This window comes from Rhodococcus sp. AQ5-07 (genome assembly GCF_009707305.1).
Taxonomy (GTDB): domain Bacteria; phylum Actinomycetota; class Actinomycetes; order Mycobacteriales; family Mycobacteriaceae; genus Rhodococcus_F; species Rhodococcus_F erythropolis.
Genome location: NZ_CP046099.1, coordinates 3871488 through 3889631, shown reverse-complemented (window position 1 = coordinate 3889631; position 18144 = coordinate 3871488). Strand labels below are relative to the sequence as shown.

General features: G+C 62.9%; 16 protein-coding genes. 5 read left to right on the top strand and 11 right to left on the bottom strand.

Annotated features, from left to right (window positions below):
* The first annotated feature begins 59 nt into the window (after nucleotides 1-59).
* The 5 genes from GJB56_RS17990 to GJB56_RS17965 all read left to right on the top strand — a co-directional run bounded on the left by GJB56_RS17990 (nucleotide 60) and on the right by GJB56_RS17965 (nucleotide 4100).
* Nucleotides 60-1175: an ATP-binding cassette domain-containing protein gene (locus tag GJB56_RS17990; RefSeq protein WP_070386361.1), complete on the top strand. Its 1116-nt coding sequence runs from the start codon at nucleotides 60-62 to the stop codon at nucleotides 1173-1175.
* Nucleotides 1172-1822 carry an ABC transporter permease gene (locus GJB56_RS17985; RefSeq protein ID WP_113682578.1) on the top strand — a complete coding sequence of 217 codons (651 nt, stop codon included), beginning with the start codon at nucleotides 1172-1174 and terminating at the stop codon, nucleotides 1820-1822. Before GJB56_RS17990 ends, GJB56_RS17985 begins: the two co-directional genes overlap by 4 nt.
* Nucleotides 1819-2559, top strand: a complete 741-nt coding sequence (locus GJB56_RS17980) for an ABC transporter permease (RefSeq protein WP_113682577.1) — start codon at nucleotides 1819-1821, stop codon at nucleotides 2557-2559. The genes GJB56_RS17985 and GJB56_RS17980 overlap by 4 nt, the downstream gene beginning before the upstream one ends.
* An 11-nt stretch (nucleotides 2560-2570) precedes the next feature.
* A complete protein-coding gene (locus GJB56_RS17975; protein WP_113682576.1) occupies nucleotides 2571-3479 on the top strand; it encodes an ABC transporter substrate-binding protein in 909 nt (302 codons plus the stop codon).
* 237 nt (nucleotides 3480-3716) lie between these two features.
* Nucleotides 3717-4100: a hypothetical protein gene (locus GJB56_RS17965; RefSeq protein ID WP_113682575.1), complete on the top strand. Its 384-nt coding sequence runs from the start codon at nucleotides 3717-3719 to the stop codon at nucleotides 4098-4100.
* Nucleotides 4101-4318: 218 nt separating this feature from the next.
* On the opposite strand, the gene hutG is transcribed toward GJB56_RS17965, so the two are convergent.
* The 11 genes from hutG to GJB56_RS17910 form a co-directional block, all read right to left on the bottom strand.
* Nucleotides 4319-5287: a formimidoylglutamase gene (hutG, locus tag GJB56_RS17960; protein ID WP_113682573.1), complete on the bottom strand. Its 969-nt coding sequence runs from the start codon at nucleotides 5285-5287 to the stop codon at nucleotides 4319-4321.
* 23 nt (nucleotides 5288-5310) lie between these two features.
* On the bottom strand, nucleotides 5311-6504 hold the full coding sequence (gene hutI / locus GJB56_RS17955) for an imidazolonepropionase (protein WP_021331956.1): 1194 nt from the start codon (nucleotides 6502-6504) through the stop codon (nucleotides 5311-5313).
* 37 nt (nucleotides 6505-6541) lie between these two features.
* Complete coding sequence (gene hutU, locus GJB56_RS17950; protein WP_019745352.1) at nucleotides 6542-8215, bottom strand: urocanate hydratase; 1674 nt, start codon at nucleotides 8213-8215, stop codon at nucleotides 6542-6544.
* 43 nt (nucleotides 8216-8258) lie between these two features.
* Nucleotides 8259-9695 (bottom strand): purine-cytosine permease family protein, encoded by a 1437-nt coding sequence (locus GJB56_RS17945; RefSeq protein WP_113682572.1) that lies wholly within the window; start codon nucleotides 9693-9695, stop codon nucleotides 8259-8261.
* 202 nt (nucleotides 9696-9897) lie between these two features.
* Nucleotides 9898-11262, bottom strand: a complete 1365-nt coding sequence (locus GJB56_RS17940) for an FAD-binding oxidoreductase (protein WP_113682571.1) — start codon at nucleotides 11260-11262, stop codon at nucleotides 9898-9900.
* A gap of 16 nt (nucleotides 11263-11278) precedes the next feature.
* Entirely contained in the window at nucleotides 11279-12352 is a 1074-nt protein-coding gene (locus tag GJB56_RS17935; RefSeq protein ID WP_070795659.1) for a histidinol-phosphate transaminase, read from the bottom strand.
* Nucleotides 12349-13917: a histidine ammonia-lyase gene (gene hutH / locus GJB56_RS17930; RefSeq protein WP_046379310.1), complete on the bottom strand. Its 1569-nt coding sequence runs from the start codon at nucleotides 13915-13917 to the stop codon at nucleotides 12349-12351. The genes GJB56_RS17935 and hutH overlap by 4 nt, the downstream gene beginning before the upstream one ends.
* 109 nt (nucleotides 13918-14026) lie before the next feature.
* Nucleotides 14027-14818, bottom strand: a complete 792-nt coding sequence (locus GJB56_RS17925; RefSeq protein ID WP_113682570.1) for an IclR family transcriptional regulator — start codon at nucleotides 14816-14818, stop codon at nucleotides 14027-14029.
* Nucleotides 14819-14907: 89 nt separating this feature from the next.
* Nucleotides 14908-15570 (bottom strand): IclR family transcriptional regulator, encoded by a 663-nt coding sequence (locus GJB56_RS17920; protein WP_019745346.1) that lies wholly within the window; start codon nucleotides 15568-15570, stop codon nucleotides 14908-14910.
* 37 nt (nucleotides 15571-15607) lie between these two features.
* A complete protein-coding gene (locus GJB56_RS17915; RefSeq protein WP_113682569.1) occupies nucleotides 15608-16750 on the bottom strand; it encodes a CaiB/BaiF CoA transferase family protein in 1143 nt (380 codons plus the stop codon).
* Between the two features lie 11 nt (nucleotides 16751-16761).
* Nucleotides 16762-17931 carry an acyl-CoA dehydrogenase family protein gene (locus GJB56_RS17910; RefSeq protein ID WP_113682875.1) on the bottom strand — a complete coding sequence of 390 codons (1170 nt, stop codon included), beginning with the start codon at nucleotides 17929-17931 and terminating at the stop codon, nucleotides 16762-16764.
* Nucleotides 17932-18144: the final 213 nt, after the last annotated feature.

Sequence of the window (18144 nt, the reverse complement as noted above, 5' to 3'; positions counted from 1 at the left end):
AACTCGACCATTTCTCCTGGGTGCGTCCGGACTCAGGTCGACACGAAAGTAGTTCGTAGATGATCAAATTCGACAAGGTCACCAAGGCGTATCCAGACGGAACCATTGCCGTCGATGCTCTCGATCTGGAGTGCCCGACGGGAAAGATCACCGCGTTGGTGGGTCCTTCCGGCTGCGGCAAGACGACCTCACTCCGCATGATCAACAGGCTGATCGAACCGACGTCAGGCACGATTTCGCTCGACGGCGAGTCCACGGCGGGAATGGATCCGGCTCTTCTGCGTCGACGCATCGGGTACGTGATCCAGCACGCGGGTCTCTTTCCCCATCGCACCATCGTCGACAACATCGCGACCATGCCTCGATTGCTCGGTGCGAGTAAAAAGGAATCTCGCACTCGCGCTATGGAATTGCTCGAAACTGTTGGTCTGACAACCAACTTCGCCGACCGCTATCCGTGGCAGCTCTCCGGCGGACAGCAGCAACGAGTCGGTGTCGCGCGCGCACTGGCCGCGGATCCGTCATTCATGCTGATGGACGAACCGTTCAGCGCCGTTGATCCGGTTGTTCGCGGCCAGCTGCAAGACGAGTTTCTCCGTCTGCAGAAGGAAATCGGAAAAACGATCATCATCGTCACTCACGACATCGACGAAGCGCTGAAACTCGGGGATCAAGTGGTGGTTCTGCGTACCGGCGGCATTCTTGCGCAGGCGGCGACGCCCCTCGAATTGCTGACTCAACCTGCCGACGAATTTGTTGCCGACTTCGTCGGGCGTGACCGTGGGTACCGATCGTTGGGGTTCACGACATTGGACGGCGAGCTGCCGACAGTTTCAGAACCCGTCGCGCATCTGGGCGATTCCGCTGCGGCGGCTCGCGCACTCACGGGCGATACGTGGCTCTTGGTAGTGGATCCCGCGAACAAGCCGCTCGGGTGGGTGAGGCCGGACGCACTCACGGATTGTATTCGCCCGGATGACTTGAATCTCAGTGGAACACTTGCTGGTTCCACCGGGACGATGCGCGCTCTGCTGGATGCGGCGCTGTCAGCGCCGAGCAAGCGTGGCGTTGTCGTGGACGATACCGGACGCCTGGTGGGAACCGTCACCGCGCACGCTGCAGTGGAAGCCATCGAGGCCGCCGACCTGGCTGACGCGGGGAGGGCACTCCGATGAACTTCGAATGGCTCGGACGTCAGTCCGACCGGATCATGGACCTGGTGGGATGGCACGTTCTACTGTCGTTGATTCCCTTGGTGATCGGCTTGGTGGTCGCGTTGCCGATCGGCTGGGTCGCCTATCGCAGTCGTCGGTTGCATCCCTACGTGGTGGGCACGGCCGGATTGCTCTACACGATCCCTTCGCTCGCGCTGTTCGTGCTCCTACCTCCGATTCTGGGAACCAAGATTCTGGATCCGATGAACATCATCGTGGCGCTCACCGTGTACACCGTTGCTCTGCTCGTGCGGGTAGTGGCCGACGCGCTCGATTCGGTTCCGCCGGAGACGGTTCTGGCAGCGACGGCAATGGGTTACCGGCCGTATCAGACGCTGTTGAAAGTGCAGTTGCCAGTCGGAGTTCCGGTGATCTGTGCGGGTTTGCGCGTCGCAGTCGTCTCGAACGTCAGTCTTGTCTCGCTCGGCGCACTCCTAGGTATTCCGCAGATAGGTTCGTTGTTCACCCAGGGATTTCAGTTGCGTTTCTACACGCCCATCATCGCGGGTATCGCTCTGTGTCTGGTGGTGGCGTTGATCCTTGATCTCCTCATCATGTTGGCGAATCGGCTGTTGACGCCGTGGACCCCGAAAGTGACTACATCATGATCAGCTACCTTCTCGACGGATCCCACTGGACCGGGCCGGACGGCATCCCCACCCTTCTCGTTCAGCATTTGATGTACACATTCGCCGCGCTGGTGGTGGCTGCGGTTATCGCGATCCCGCTCGGTCTCTACATCGGACACACCGGCCGAGGATCCGTTGTTGTTGCTGGACTGGCGAACTCGCTACGAGCGCTTCCGACGATCGGTCTGCTGATCCTGCTGGTTCTCATCATCGCGCCGTCATTCCCGAACAAACTCGCGTATCTGATCCCCAGCCTCATCGTCCTGGTGCTTCTCGCGATCCCTCCCATTCTCACCAACACGTACGCCGGAGTTCGAGCGGTCGATCAGGCTGCAGTCGACGCCGCGCGGGGGATGGGATTTCGGTCGATGCGGATCTTGACCGAGGTCGAGATTCCATGTGCCCTACCACTCATGTTGTCCGGCATCAGAAGTGCCGTGCTTCAGATCGTCTCCACTGCGACTGTCGCCGCCTACATTTCGTTGGGCGGACTCGGCCGGTTGTTGATCGACGGAAAAGCTCAGAGCGATTACGGCCAGATGGCGGCCGGAGCCGTACTGGTATCGCTGATTGCCCTGGTTTTCGATCTCGGAATCGGAGCACTGACTGCGCGGGTCGTTTCGCCTGGCCTGACCAGGCGCGATCGGAAGAAGAAGACCGAGAAGACCGCCGCCCCCTCACAGCGCACTGCTGTGCCTGAGCCCGCACCGATCTGAGGACGTTCGAAATGAAGAAGGTATTGATCGCCGCGTTGGTCGGCGTGACAGCGGTTGCGTTGTCCAGCTGCGGAATCGGCAAGGACCCCTTGGCTACGGACGGCGGCGGTAGTGCTGAGGGCGCCATCGTGATCGGTTCCGCCGATTTTCCCGAGAGCCAACTGATTGCGACCATTTACGCCGAAGCGCTTCGCGCCAACGGTATCGACGTGACCGAGAAGTTGAACATCGGTAGCCGAGAACTCTATGTACCGGCATTGCGCGACGGTTCCATCGATCTGATCCCCGAGTATTCCGGCGCCTTGTTGCAATATCTGGACAGCAAGACAACGGCGACGGCTTCAGACGAAGTATCCGCCGAAATCGATGTGAAATTGCCCAAGGGTCTGGTCGCTCTCGAGCCGTCGCCCGCAGAGGACAAGGATGTACTTGCCGTCAAACAGGAGACTGCGGACAAGTATTCGCTGGAGACCGTCGAGGATCTGGTGCAGCATGCCGACGAGTTGACTCTCGGCGGACCGCCGGAATGGAAGACGCGCGAAAACGGTGTTGCCGGCTTGAAGACCAAATACGGCCTGACTTTCCGGGAGTTCCTGGCACTCGATGCAGGTGGACCCCTCACGCTCAATGCGCTTCTGAGCGGGCAGATACAGGTAGCCGATGTCTTCAGCACCGATCCCGCGATGCGCTCGGAGAACTTGGTTGCGCTCGAGGACACGAAGCACCTCTTCCTCGCGGAGAACATCACGCCGATCATCAACGAGTTGAAGGCTCGCGATGACGTCCGATCCGTGCTCGCGGGGGTTTCGGCGGCACTGACGACTGAAGACCTCATCGAGATGAACCAGCGCGTTGCCGATCTCGACGACATGAGTGACATCGCTCAGGACTGGTTGCAGAAGAACTCCTTGGTGCCATGATCGAAGGCCGGGTGGCGTTCTTGTCGTCGGTCGAACAGACGATATCGACACGCCGCCGCCCGGGGTAACGTCGCGAAGTCAGGCATGCCTCGACCTCGCGGGGAGCCGTTCCCACCAAGGATGCCGACATGCCGAGAAGCCGACCGCGCACACCAGTTGACCGAGTTCGGAACGGCGCAGCCACTACAACCACGGTTGTAGTGGCCGGCGTGTGTCTGGAATCAGGCTGGAACGCCCATGCAGTTTCCGAGTTGCGCTGTAGTTCCGTTCACGACACCTGGTGGCCCTGGGCGGGCACTTCTCACCAGCGCGGGCGTCACCGTCATCGAATCACCGCCGGGAACGCTGACTGACCGCGGCGTCGGTGACGGCTCCACCGTGGCTCAAATCGAATCGGCCTACGGCAACGATCATTCGACAATGACGATTCAGACCGAGTCAGGCGAATCGATCTTCGTCACCACCGGTGATCCGGGGCAAGTCGGCAATGGCAACCCCGGAGGGTTGATCGGCTTTTCGATTCACGACGGCATCCACATCCGAGGGGTGCGGAACGATCACGTACCCCGAGACAGGCGTTGTCGCCTCCATCGACAATCTGCAAGGCGGCATCACTTGTGAGGTGGCGATGCACACCGCCGAAAGGTACCTGAACGACACGTCGCTCAGCCATGCCGGAAATACCTGGTCGGCGGAGTTCGACGGCTGGCTGTGCAGCGTCTTGACTGCAACCGCCAGCGAGCTCGAAGGTCATAGTTTGGAATGTGCTGACAGATCTCGCGGTATCAGCTTTCAGGCCGTTCCGTAGATCCTCTCAGTGCTGCCGAATGTGCTCGGGGCTAGCGCCGAACCGGCACGTGCTTGGTGACTATCCGGTGGATCAGGCGAGCAGCGGTGCGGGCAGTGCGATTGTCGATGTCGAGGCTCGGGTTCAGTTCGGCGACATCGAGAACCGCGAGCTTTCCGCTGGATGTGACTCGATCACATACGTATTGGATTGTTTCCAGGCTGACGCCGTAGGCTGCGGGTGCGCTGACGCCCGGCGCCACGGCGGCGGGAAGCACGTCGAGGTCGATGGTCAGGTAGACCAGATCGACGTCGTCGAGGAAGTCTGCGAGGAACTGATCCACGACGCCTCGACCGATCACTCCGCATTCTTCGTCGAGCAGATAGCGAACGCCAAGGCGGTGAGCCGTGTCGAACAGAGCAGTGGTGTTGCTCGGTTGGCTGATTCCGATCACGCTGTACTGATGTGAGGTGCCTGCCGCGGCTTCGTCCTCGGCGATCTGACGAAAGGGCGTGCCGGAACTGGGGATCGGGTCGCCACGTAGATCGAAGTGCGCATCCAAGTTGAGGATTCCGAGTTTGGCTCCGGCTGTTCGCAACTCGGAGCCCGCGACGCCGAGGTATGTACCGTAGGCGATTTCGTGTCCTCCCCCGAGAACCACGGGGAAGTGTCCCGAATCGAGCGCGGCACTGACGGCGTTCCCGAGTGCGGACTGACCGGCCTCGAGTTCTTCACCCGACACGGCAACGGTTCCCGCGTCCTGAATCTGCAGTGGTTCGGCCAGCGCCATGGAAGCCAACCCGGCTCGCAATGCGTCCGGGCCATCCGCGGCGCCGCGGCGGCCCTTGTTGCGGCGGACTCCTTCGTCGCTGGAGAATCCGATCAGAACACAGTCGCCGGGAGCTGTTTCGGCTGAATACGGTTGCACGGCATGATGCCACCGCAGATGCTCGGCAATGGTGCCGTCGGAGCGCCCGGTCCACGGCTTGGGTTCGATGTCGACTGCGATCTGATGTGCCACGACGGCCTCCCGGTGAGTGTATTTCAGTAGCTTGTGGCGAGTGCGCCGTTTTTCCAGACCTCGCGCACCAGTGGCACGCCCGGGCGGTAGGCGAGGTGGAGGTACGACGGTGCATCGAGCGCGATGGCGTCGGCACGTGTTCCGAGAGAAAGGGTTCCGACGTCGGTGCGCTGCAGCGCCCGAGCGCCACCTGCAGTGGCTGCCCAGACTGCCTCAGCGGGCGTCATGTGCATGTCTCGCACCGCAATTGCGATGCAGAACGGAAGGCTCGTGGTGTAACAGGTACCGGGATTGCAGTCGGCGCCCAGAGCTACGGTGACTCCGGCGTCGAGCAGTGCGCGGGCGTCGGGGTACTTGTTGCGGGTGGAGAAGTCGGCGCCGGGCAACAGTGTTGCGACGGTGGAACTCTGAGCCAGGGCGTCGATGTCCTCGGCGGTGACGTACGTGACGTGGTCGACGGACGCTGCTCCCATCTCGACGGCGAGCTGAACTCCTGGCCCTTCGCCGAGCTGATTGCCGTGGACGCGGGGGATCAGTCCGGCGGCTACGCCTGCGCTCAGGACTGCATGAGCCTGTTCGCGGTTGAATGCTCCTCGCTCGCAGAAGACATCGATCCACTTCGCGTGTGGCGCACAGGCAGGGATCATCTCGTCGCACGCCATGGCGACGTAATCATCGGCGCGGCCGGCATATTCGGGTGGTGGAACGTGGGCGGCCAGCAGTGTGACCTCGTCGGTGAACTGCCCGGCGATCAGTGCGCTGCGTAGTTCGCTCTCGGTGTTCTGCCCGTACCCGGTCTTGCATTCGACGGTTGTGCTGCCCGAGCGCAGGGATTCGTCGAGTAGGCGCCGAACATTGGCCTGCAATTGTTCGTCGGTGGCCGAGCGCGTCGCTTCGATGGTGTTGCGAATGCCGCCGGCGGCGTACTTCTCGCCCGCCATGCGAGCCGCGAATTCCTCAGCCCGCTCGCCACCGAACACCAGGTGTGAGTGACTCTCCACGAAGCCGGGGAGCAGGGCCCGACCGCCGATATCCTGACCGATATCGGCAGCCGGGGCGTCGGCGGAATCGCCGACCCAAGCAACAACGCCGTCGTCGTCGAAAACGATTGCCGCGTCGTGTCGTACGCCGAGCTTGCCCTCACCCAGAGTCGGGTCATTGGTGACGAGGGTTCCGATGTTGGTCAGAACTGTGGTTCGAGAACCATTCGTGGTCAATGTCATTCCTAACTCAGGGTGAGGTGGTGGAGCTGTTTCAGTTCTCGGTCATCGGGATACGGACGCCGCGCGTGGCCGCCGTGTCGATGGCGTGGTCGTATCCTGCATCCGCATGCCGGATGACGCCCATCCCGGGATCGTTGGTGAGAACCGCTTCGAGCTTCTTGGCTGCGAGTTCGGTGCCGTCGGCGATGCACACCTGTCCCGCGTGGATGGAGCGCCCCATACCGACGCCGCCGCCTTGGTGAAGTGAAACCCACGAAGCGCCGGACGCGGTGTTGACCAGGGCGTTGAGCAGCGGCCAGTCGGCGATCGCGTCGGACCCGTCGATCATCGATTCGGTTTCGCGGTACGGCGAGGCGACCGATCCCGAGTCGAGGTGATCGCGGCCGATGGCGATCGGCGCGGACAGTTCGCCCGAGGCGACCATCTCGTTGAACTTGAGGCCCGCGAGGTGGCGCTCACCGTATCCGAGCCAGCAGATGCGGGCCGGAAGGCCCTCGAAGGCAACCTTTTCGCCTGCCATGGTGATCCAGCGACGCAGGTGCTCGTTCTCGGGGAAGAGTTCGAGGATGGCCTTGTCGGTGGCCTCGATGTCCTTGGGATCACCGGAGAGAGCTGCCCAGCGGAAGGGGCCGAGACCTTCTTCGAAGAGCGGGCGGATGTAGGCCGGAACGAATCCTGGGAAGTCGAAAGCGCGGTCGTAGCCGGCCTTGCGGGCCTCGTCACGGATGGAGTTGCCGTAGTCGAACACCTCGGCGCCGGCGTCCATGAATCCGACCATGGCCTTGACGTGGGCGGCCATCGCGTTGCGGGAATCTTCGGTGAACTTCTGCGGATCCTTCTCCGACATGATCTTCATGTCGGGGAAGTCGATCCCGATCGGCAGGTAGGCGAGGGGATCGTGCGCCGAGGTCTGGTCGGTGACGATGTCGATGGGGGCCTTCATCTCCAGCAGCGCCGGGAAGATCTCTGCCGCATTGCCTTCGAGGCCGATGGAGAGCGGCTTCTTGGCGTCGCGTGCCGCTGTCGCCAGTTCGAGCGCGTGCTCGATGCTGTCGGCCTTGGTGTCGAGGTACTTGTGGGCGATACGACGGTCGATGCGGGTGATGTCGCAGTCGACGCAGATCGCGACGCCGTCGTTCATGGTGACGGCGAGAGGCTGGGCGCCGCCCATTCCGCCGAGACCTGCAGTGAGCGTGATCGTTCCGGCGAGCGATCCGTTGTAGCGCTTCTTCGCAATGGCGCCGAAGGTCTCGTAGGTGCCCTGCAGGATTCCCTGGGTGCCGATGTAAATCCAGGAGCCTGCGGTCATCTGGCCGTACATGGTCAGGCCGAGGTCTTCGAGGCGGCGGAACTCTTCCCAGTTCGCCCAGTCACCGACGAGGTTGGAGTTGGCGATCAGCACTCGCGGTGCCCACTCGTTGGTGCGGAAGACACCGACCGGCTTGCCGGACTGCACCAGCATGGTCTCGTCGTTCTTCAGCGTCTTCAGTGTGGCGACCATGGCGTCGAATGCCGCCCAACTACGTGCTGCGCGACCGGTTCCGCCGTAGACGACGAGGCTGTCCGGGTGCTCGGCAACATCGGGGTCGAGGTTGTTCATGAGCATGCGCAGGGCGCCCTCCTGCTGCCAACCGAGCGTCGTGAGCTCGGGGCCGCGGGGAGCACGGACGGGGCGCGGCTCGTGGCCGGGGGTGCTGATTTCCATGGTGTTCTCCTTGCTTAACTGAAGTTCGAAAGATGTTGGGGGATCAGACGCGAGAGTCGGTCATCGCGGTGTGATCGGGGTAGATCATCGACGAAGGTGGATTGCTGGTGCGTTTGGCGAGCGGGTAATAGATCAGCCCGGTGAACACGATGCCGACGATCCAGGAGATGTCGGCGCCGCCGAGCATGTCCGTGACGGGGCCGGTGTACATCTTCTGGGCGAGGAACGGGATCTGGGCGAGAACGCCGGCGGCGTAGCAAGCCAATGCGGTGAAGTTCCATGCTCCGTATCGACCGTTGACGTCGTAGAGCGCCGGAATGTCGATGCGCTCCTTGGAGATCAGGTAGTAGTCGATCAGATTGATCGCACTCCACGGCGTGAACACCATCAGCAACACCAGGACGAAGTTCTTGAAGTTGTCCAGGAAGTCGGCGCTGGCGGCGATCGCGATCAACACCGAGACGGCGGTGAACCCGAGAATGTAGAGGGTACGGGCGGTGCTCGAGATTCGCGACTGGCCGTTGAAGGCTGTGACGGTGGTCAGGATCGACATGAATCCGCCGTACCCGTTGAGCACGTTCACCGTCAGCTTGCCGACCAGGATGACGAAGTAGATCAGGAAGGCGATGGCAGCGGGTCCGGCCAGATCTCCCATGAAGCCGACCTGGTTACCCAGGAACGCGTCGCCGGCGCAGGCCGCGACGAGGGCGCCGAAGGTCATGGACCACTGTGATCCGATGACGCTACCGAGGAACGTCGACCAGAAGGTAGTGCTCTCGGAGGTGCTGCGCGGCAGGTAACGCGAGTAGTCGGCGACGTACGGGCCGAACGTGAGCTGCCAACCGGCGCCCAGCGAGATCGCGAGCAGGAAGGTGACGATGTCGAAGCCCTTGATACCGACGTACGAGGCGACGTCGTACTCGAGGAACAGTCGAACGGCCAGGTAGGAGAATCCGACGATGCCCACGACGGTGGCGATCCTGCCGACGATGTGGATCAGCTTGTAGCCGGTGACCGCGACGAATGCGGTGAGGAGACCGAAGACGACGATGCCGACGGTGGGGCTGTCGATGTGCAGGATCTTGTTGACGGCTTGGCCGGCCAACACGGTGCCGGTGGCAGCGAAGCCGAGGTACATCAGGATGACGAGAACAAGCGGTACGACGGCTCCCTTGACGCCGAACTGGGCGCGACTCGAGATCATCTGGGGGAGGCCCATGCGCGGGCCCTGTGCGGAGTGAAGCGCCATGACAGCGCCACCGAAGATGTTGCCGATCAGAAGTCCGACGATTGCCCAGATGGCGTCCGCGCCGAATACGACGGCGAGAGCACCGTCGACGATTGCCGTGATCTGCATGTTGGCGCCGAACCAGAGAGTGAACTGGCTGCGCGGGGTGCCGTGTCGTTCTGCATCCGGGACGACGTCGATAGTGCGTCGTTCCGGAGTGAGGATGACCTCGGCCGGTCCATCGTGAGTCATAGGCCTGTCTTTCTGCTGCGAGCCCGTCGAGCGACGGAATCGACGTCGGGGTATTGCCCACCTTCTTCGTGCTTGGTGCTTTGCGCCTGGTGCTCTGTGCGCTGGGTCACTGCCACTGCGGATAAATGTATATGCCTGTATATACAGGCGTCAATACCTGAAACCCGATTTCGCGTAAATGCTGTGTAACACCGCTCGAGAATCAGAAACCCTTACCAGGGTTGAGGATTCCGAGTGGATCGAACGCGGCCTTGATCGATCGGTGCAGTTGCATGCTGTCCTCACCGAGCTCGAGAGAGAGCCAGCGACGCTTCAGAACGCCGACGCCGTGCTCTCCGGTCAGAGTTCCGCCGAGTTCGAGAGCGCGCCGGAAGACCTCGTCCGCGGCGGTCCACACGGCTTCGGGGACCGAGCCGTCGGCAGTGCGGTCGAAGACGAAGGTCGGATGGACGTTGCCGTCACCCGCGTGCGCGACGGTCATGATCTTGACCGAGTGCTCGGCGGCCGCCCGGTCGATACTTTCGAGCATGTCGGGCAGTTTCGACCGCGGAACCCCGACGTCTTCCACCAGACATTGCCCGAGTCGTTCGGATGCCGGATAGGCGAGTCGGCGAATCTCGAGTAGCTGTGCGGCTTCTGCTGCGTCCTGTGAGACGGCGACAAAATCGGCGCCGGCCTGCTCGAAGTGTTTCTGCATCGCCGCGGCTGCTGCGTCAGCATCGACCCCATCGGCCTGTGCGATCAGCATCGCGGCAGTGTTGTCTTCCAACCCGATTCGTTTCCAGTCGTCGACTGCGCGAAGGGTTGCTCGATCGATCAGCTCCAGCAGGCTCGGCCCGATCCCGTCGCGAACGACCGCGGCAACCGCGTCCGCTGCGGAGCGGAGAGAATCGAAACTGCCGACGACGGTGACCGGTGCTCTCTTGGGCTTGGGCTGCAACTTGAGCGTGGCACTCGTGACGACTCCGAGTGTTCCTTCCGAACCGACGAGAAGACTGGTCAAGTCGTATCCCGCAACACCTTTGACGGTCCTTCGGCCTGTCCGCACGATCCGACCGTCGGCGAGCACAACCTCGAGACCCAGGACTGAATCGCGGGTGACGCCGTACTTCACGCAACGCAGCCCACCGGCGTTGGTGGCGATGTTTCCGCCGATCGTGGAGATCTCGAAGCTGCTCGGATCGGGGGCGTACATCAGCCCGTACTCGTCTGCTGCTCGACTGATGTCAGCGTTGATCACCCCGGCTTCCACGACAGCCAGCTGATCGTCCGGATTGACCTCGAGAATCGAGCGCATGCGAGTGGTCGAGATGACCAGGCAGCCCTCGACGGCTGTCGAGCCGCCCGCCAAACCGGTCCCCGCACCACGGGTTACCACCGGGACACGGTGAGCAGTAGCCCATTTCAGAGCCTCGGAAATGTCGGCCGCAGTTTCAGCGAGCATGACGGCTGCCGGATGGCCGGGTTCGGCGAGATGGGCCTCGTCGCGACGGTACGAGTCCATTACCGCCGGGTCGGTGATCAGGCGACTCGAACCGATCGACCGAGCGAGTTCGTGGACGGACATTCTTTTCTCCAGTCGGTCAAAGGTTTTGTGCGAGAGCGTCCACAGCTGAGATCACGGCGTCTTCTGCGTCCCGCTCGCCGACGGTGACCCGCACCCCCTCGCCAGGGAACATCCGGACCGAGACACCCTGGGCGACGCAAGCCGCTTCTAGTGCAGAAGCTCTCTCGCCGAGAGGGATCCACACGAAGTTCGCTCCGCTGGGGACGGACTCGACGCCGCGCAGAGCCAATTGCTCACGTAGGTGAGCGCGACCCTGCGTCACCGTTTCGACTATCGAATCGGTGTGCGCCGGATCGGTCAACGCTGCGCAGGCCGCGGCCTCGGCAACGGCGCTGAGCCCGAAGGGCGGTGCCGCGCTGGAAAGATCCGCTGCGATCGCCGGATTGGTGATGGCATAGCCGGCCCGAAGGCCGGCCAATCCGTAAGCCTTGGAGAAGGTTCGGAATACGACGATGTTGGGAAAGGCTCGAAGCAGGTCGACGCCGTCGACATCGCTGGTCGCGAACTCCCGGTAAGCCTCGTCCAGAAGGATGAGGACGTCACCCGGGATCGAGCGGGCGAACGAGACGAACTCGGCGGTCGAGAACTCGCTTCCGGTCGGATTGTTGGGGTTGCAGACGAGTACCGCGCGGGTCTGCGGAGTCACGGCTGCCGCCATTGCACTCAGATCGTGCCGATGTTCGGAATCGAGTGCGACGGGTACACCGCTCGCCCCGGCGATTCCGATCAGAATCGGGTACGCCTCGTAGCTGCGCCACGGGTAGACGACTTCGGTGCCCGGGCCCGTGTATGCGGTCAATACCTGCTGGAGCAGTGCCAACGACCCGGCGCCGACCAATACCTGGTCGTCGCCGACGCCCAGGCGGTCGCTCAACCGGGCGATCAGCGTGTCGCCGAACAGCGACGGATACAAGTGCGAGTGTGAGGCCGCGAGATTGACGGCCTCGAGAATTGCCGCCGAGGGTGCAACCGTCGACTCGTTGCTCGACGCCCGCCACCGAACCTGCTCGAGGCCGGCGGCTTTGGAGTATCGAGGGAGTGCTTCGATTTCGGGTCGGGGGCGAGGCCGCAGCGCTCCGGGCGCGCTCATGCCAGGGCGCCGATCGCGTTCTCCGCGGCCGCAACGAGTGCACCGGATGCCGCCAAGTCCACCGCGGCCTCGATCTCGGGGGACAGGAAGCGATCGGTGCCCGGCCCCTGCACCTTCTCGCGCAGGGTCCGAAGGACGGCTCCGGTGGCTGGTGAGGGCTCGAGTGGGGATCGCAAATCGATTCCTCGTGCTGCAGTGAGTATCTCGATCGCGAGAACTCGGGTGAGACCGTCGATGGACCGGCGGAGCTTACGTGCACCCGACCATCCCATGGAGACGTGATCTTCCTGCATGGCCGAGGAGGGAATCGAATCGACGCTGGCGGGGCTCGCGAGTCGCTTGAGTTCGGACACGACGGCAGCTTGTGTGTACTGCGCGATCATCAGTCCGCTGTCGACTCCGGGGTCGTCGGCAAGGAAGGGAGTCAGACCGTGGTTGCGCGCAACATCGAGGAAGCGGTCGGTTCGGCGTTCGCTGATACCCGCGACATCCGCGGTCACGATGGCGAGGAAGTCCAAGACGTAAGCCACGGGAGCTCCGTGGAAGTTACCGTTGGATCGAACCCGTCCGTCGAGGGTGACAACGGGATTGTCGACAGCACTGGCCAATTCGCGCCCGGCGACGAGGCGGGCGTGATCGACGGTGTCGCGTGCGCCGCCGGCGACCTGCGGTGCGCACCGCAGTGAGTACGCGTCTTGAACCCTGGTGCAGTCAGGGCCCGCATGGCTGGCGACGATCGGGGAATCGGCAAGCAGACGCACCATGTTCGACGCGGCCGCGCCCTGGCCGGGATGGGGGCGAAGCGTTTGGAGGTCCGCGGCGAACACCTGATCTGTGCCGAGCAAGCCCTCGACGCTCATGGAGGCAGCGATGTCGGCCAACTTGAGCAGATGATCGAGATCGGTGATCGCAAGGGCCAGTTGGCCGAGCATCCCGTCGGTACCGTTGATCAGTGCGAGGCCTTCTTTCTCGGCCAGAACCACCGGTTCGAGGCCATGGGCAGCCAATGCCGTTGCCGCATCGGTGAGTTCACCGTCGGCGGTGCGGACGGAACCTTCGCCGATGATTGCCATCGCCACATGAGCCAGTGGTGCCAGATCTCCCGAGCATCCGAGGCTGCCGTATTCGTGCACCACCGGGGTGATGCCTGCGGTGAGTAGGTCGGCGTACGCCTGTGCGACCACGGGGCGCACTCCGGTCCTTCCGGTGGCGAGCGTCGACAGGCGCAGAAGCATCAAGGCCCGGATCACTTCGCGTTCGACTTCCGGTCCCGAACCTGCCGCGTGTGAGCGGATCAGGCTGCGCTGCAACTGCGTCCGCAGATGCGCCGGAATGTGCCGGGTGGCAAGTGCGCCGAATCCGGTGGAAACCCCGTAGACCGGCGTGGGATCTGCGGCCAGGGCCTCGATGCGTGCACGACTTTCGGCGATCGCGGTCAGTGATTCGGCGGTCAATGCGACGCCGTAACCGTTGCGCGCGACGTCGACGACGTCGGCGATGGTGACAGCGCCGATTCCGACCTCAATGGTTCGGGTGGCTGTATGGGTGGCAGGGGTGGCGTTCATGGGACTCCAATGATGATGCGGCGGTGTTCCAGCAAGTCTTGTATACGAGACTCTAGTCTTGAATATGAGACGAAAACAAGGCCCGCAAAGTACGCAGCGGAGAAATTGGCTACATGTCTGCGGGCGGGGTCTCCACCATTCGATCTCCGAGATCGGCGGAGAACTCGGCGCTGACGGCGCGCACTCGGTCGGCGATCAGGCCACTCTCCTCGGCCGATTTGGAGCCGGAGAGGAAGGTGACGCCGAGAGCTGCGACCGGACGACCGTCCCGCGTGATCACGGGGCTGGCGATGCAATTGATCCCGGATGTCGTCGCATTCTCTTCGACCGCATATCCGCTCTCACGTGCTGCGGCGAGCAGTTCTCGCAGTTCGGCGAGCGTCGACGGTCCCGTTCCGGTCCGCGTCGGCCAGGTGTATCCCTCGTAGAGCGCGCTGATCTGTTCCACGTCCAGACGGCTCAGAATCGCGCGCCCGACTGCGGTGAGATGCGCTGGAAGGCGAGTCCCGATTTCGGTCACCAATCGCACGCCCGGCTTCAGTGGTTCACGTTTGTCGAGGTAGATGACGTCAGAGCCCTGTAGTACCGCCAGATGGGACGTCTCATCCGTCGACTGAGTGAGTGCCAGCATGAATCGTTGGCCCTCACGGTGAAGTGGGCCCGAGCGCATGTACGACGCACCGACTTCGAACGCCGAGACGCCCAGGGTCCAGGCGCGCTGATCAGCCCAGTACGAGACGAACCGTCGATCCCGCATGACATTGAGGAGATGATGCGTCGTACTTTTCGGCAGGTCGAGGGCGCTGGAGATGTCCGCGGTCGCCAGCGGCACACCCCGGCGAGCCAGCAGATCGAGCACGTCGAGCACACGCTCAGCGGATTTCACGCGGCTCGTGCTCATGGGGTGTGTCCTTACAGGTAGGTCGGAGGAGGGAGTGGGGAACCACATTGTCTCGGATACGAGACTGAATCGCCAAGCGCTCGGGGTAGTCAGGGAGTCTGGCTGCCGAGTTCCGCGGACAACCGTGCGCAGTGCTCCACCAAGACGCGACCGTGGCTGGCGCAGACCTCGTCCGTCAGACGGAATGTCGGGCCGACGACGCTGAGCGCTCCGGCTATCTGACCGACTGCGTTGTAGATCGGCGCGGCAACTCCGGTCGAGTGATCCTCGATGGTGTCGTGCGCAATGGCGTACCCGCTCTCGCCTACCTTGCCGCTCAACGCTGCGCCGACGGCGGTGCCGTCCAGGGGAACGCTCTGTCCCACCCACCCCATGTGGCGGATCGCGTGCGTGCCCTCGATCTGATCGAGATACAGCGCAGTGTCTTTCGGTCCCATCGTCGACAGGTAGGTCGATTCCCTCGTGGTTTCGGCGATGGCCTTCATCGCGGGCCGGGCTCTCGGCAACAGTTGATTGTCACCGAGAGCGCGAGCTCCGATCTGCAGTAGCCGCGGGCCGACGCGATAGACGTTGTCCTCGCCGCGAACGACGAACTCGGTTTGTTCGAGGCTTCTGATCAGGCGAAGGGCGGTACTGGTTGCCAGATCGGTTGCCTTGGCGGCGTCGCCGAGCGTCAATCCGCCGTGCTCGACGATCGCACCGAGAAGTTCGAACGTGCGATTCGCGCTGCGGGTCACGTCGCCGGGGGCCATGTCCTACTCCAAGTGCCGAGGGATGTCTGCGCTGAATCTATCGCGAGCCCGGCAGTACCTCACCGTGGTGCTCGTCCAGCAGGGGACTGCGGCGGACATCGGGGCGTTGGCTCTCACCGAACACGACGGGTTGTCGTACGTAGGAGATCTTTCCTGCTACCGGGTGCTCGAACGATTCGACGACTCCGCGATACTCGGCCTGTGCGGAGGTGAGTGCCTGCTGGACGTCCCAGATCTCCGAGCCGGCGAGGCCCGCGTCGCCGAGAATGCCGACCACGTCGGCGACGGTCTTTCCGGCAGCCCAGTTTTCGATCTCCTTGCGCAGTGCCGGCTCGTTCTCGGTCCGGGCGGTGTCGTCGGCAAATCGAGGATCTGCGATCAGGTCGATGCGATTCATCGTCTGCGCCAATTTCTCGAAGCCGGATTGGCTCGCAACCGCGAGGACAAAGAGTCCGTCGTCGGCCCGATAGGTGTCGAATGGTGTCGACACCGGATGACGGTTACCGACGCGTGGGGGAGTGAACCCGGTGGATTGCAGTTGGCTGTGTGCTGTCGGCAGCATGGCGAGCATGCTGTCGAACATCGCGACGTCAAGGTGCTGCCCGAGTCCGGTCGCCCGTGCACTCAGCAGGGCGGTACTGATTCCCCAGGCAGCGAACAGCCCGGCGACCAGGTCTCCGAACGACTCACCCAACCGTGTCGGGCCGGATTCTTCCGAACCGGTGATGCTCATGATTCCCGAAAGAGCCTGGACTACAAGGTCGTAGGCGGCGGCGCCGGACATGGGCCCGTCCTGTCCGAAACCGGAGATGGACGCGTACACGATCCGCGGATTGCGAGCCCGCGCAGCCTCGTAGTCGATTCCCAGGCGCTTGGTGACGCCCGGGCGGAAGTTTTCGACGACGACGTCGGCGGTCTCGATGAGCGTCAGCAGCGCCTCACGGTCCTCGTCGTTCTTGAGGTTGAGTGCCACCGAACGCTTGCCACGATTGAGCACGTTGAAGTAGATGCTCTCGCCGTCGCGGAACGGGCCGAGGTGCCTCGAGTCTTCACCGTGTTCGGATTCGATCTTGACGACGTCCGCACCGGCGTCGGAAAGCAGTGCGGTGCAGTAGGGTCCGGCGAGGACGCGCGAGAGGTCGATGACCCGGAGGCCGTCGAGTGGTGGAAGTGCAGACATGTCCGTGCCTTTCAGAAATCGGTGGAACGCGGCGACGGAGCGTTGCCGGCAATGGTGAGCAATTGGATCTGTGAGGTGCCCTCGAAGATGCGGAGAATGCGGCAATCGCGGTACAGGCGTTCGATTTCCGATTCGCGCATGAATCCCGCGCCACCGTGGATCTGCACGGTTTGATCGACGATCGAGAAGCAGGCCTCGGTGGCGACGTACTTCGAAATCGATGCGGCGCGGCGGATGTCCTGACCGGCGTCCTTGACGTCGGCGGCCCAGTCTGCGGTGACACGTGATGCGACCAGTTGCGCGTCGCAGCCACCGAGGAGGAGCTGAATTGCCTGGAAGTCGAAGATAGGCGTGCCGAACTGCTTTCGCTCGGTGGCGTACTCACGTCCCAGTTCCCAAGCGCGCAAAGCGATGCCGTTCGCCATTGCCGCCACGTCGATGCGCGCGCGGTTAAGTGCGGTCAAGGCGATGTTGCCGCCGCGGCCTTCGGCGCCGATCACCGAGTCGAGCGGCAGGACGACGTCGTCGAGGTAGACGGTGTATGTCGGAGCCGAACGAATTCCCATCTTGTCCTGCGGCTCCGAGTAGCTGATTCCCGGTGTGCCTTTGGGGACGACGAAGGCGGTGATGCCGCGGAATCCTGCGCTCGGGTCAGTCTTGGCGAAGAGTACGACCAGGTCGGCTTCCTTTGCGTTGGAGATGTACGTCTTGGACCCGGAGAGATGCCAGCCGTCGTCCTCGCGTCGAGCGACGGTACGCATCGACGCGATGTCTGATCCGGCGTCGGGTTCGGTGAGTGCAAATCCGGCCAGCAGTTCGCCCGACGCGAGCTGGGGCAACCAGCGATGCTTCTGCTCTTCGGAACCGCCGACGAGTATCGGCTCGAGGCCCAGGTAGTGCGCGGTGTAGATCGACGCCAGAGCGGCGTCGGTGCGTGCAACCTCCTCGATGGCGACCAGTTGGGTTCGTGTCGACAGGCCCAGACCGCCGAATTCCTCCGGCACGGAAATGCCCGTGAGGTCCTGCTGTCCGAGGCGCTTGACCAGCTGCGCCGGGAACTCTTTGGATTCGTCGCGTGCGGCTGCTCCGGGTTGGATCTCGGCGTTGGCGAAGGCTCGGACGGTGCTGCGGAACTCAGCGAGATCAACGCTGTCGATGTCGTGCGCGGTCTGGGTGGTCACGGGGGGCTCCTTCGAAGCGAGGTCGTTCACGAATTTCATCTAATGGAATCTAATTGCCACTAGTTGGCACGACTGACTATGGCTGAGGGTGGCGAATTTGTCCAGGGGTGGAGCTGTTGTGTCGCGGCTCACGTTCTGCAATGATCAACTTGTCTAAACCTGTATAGACAAGTTGATCGCGGATCGAACCCACTACAAGTCGGAAGCAGCGTG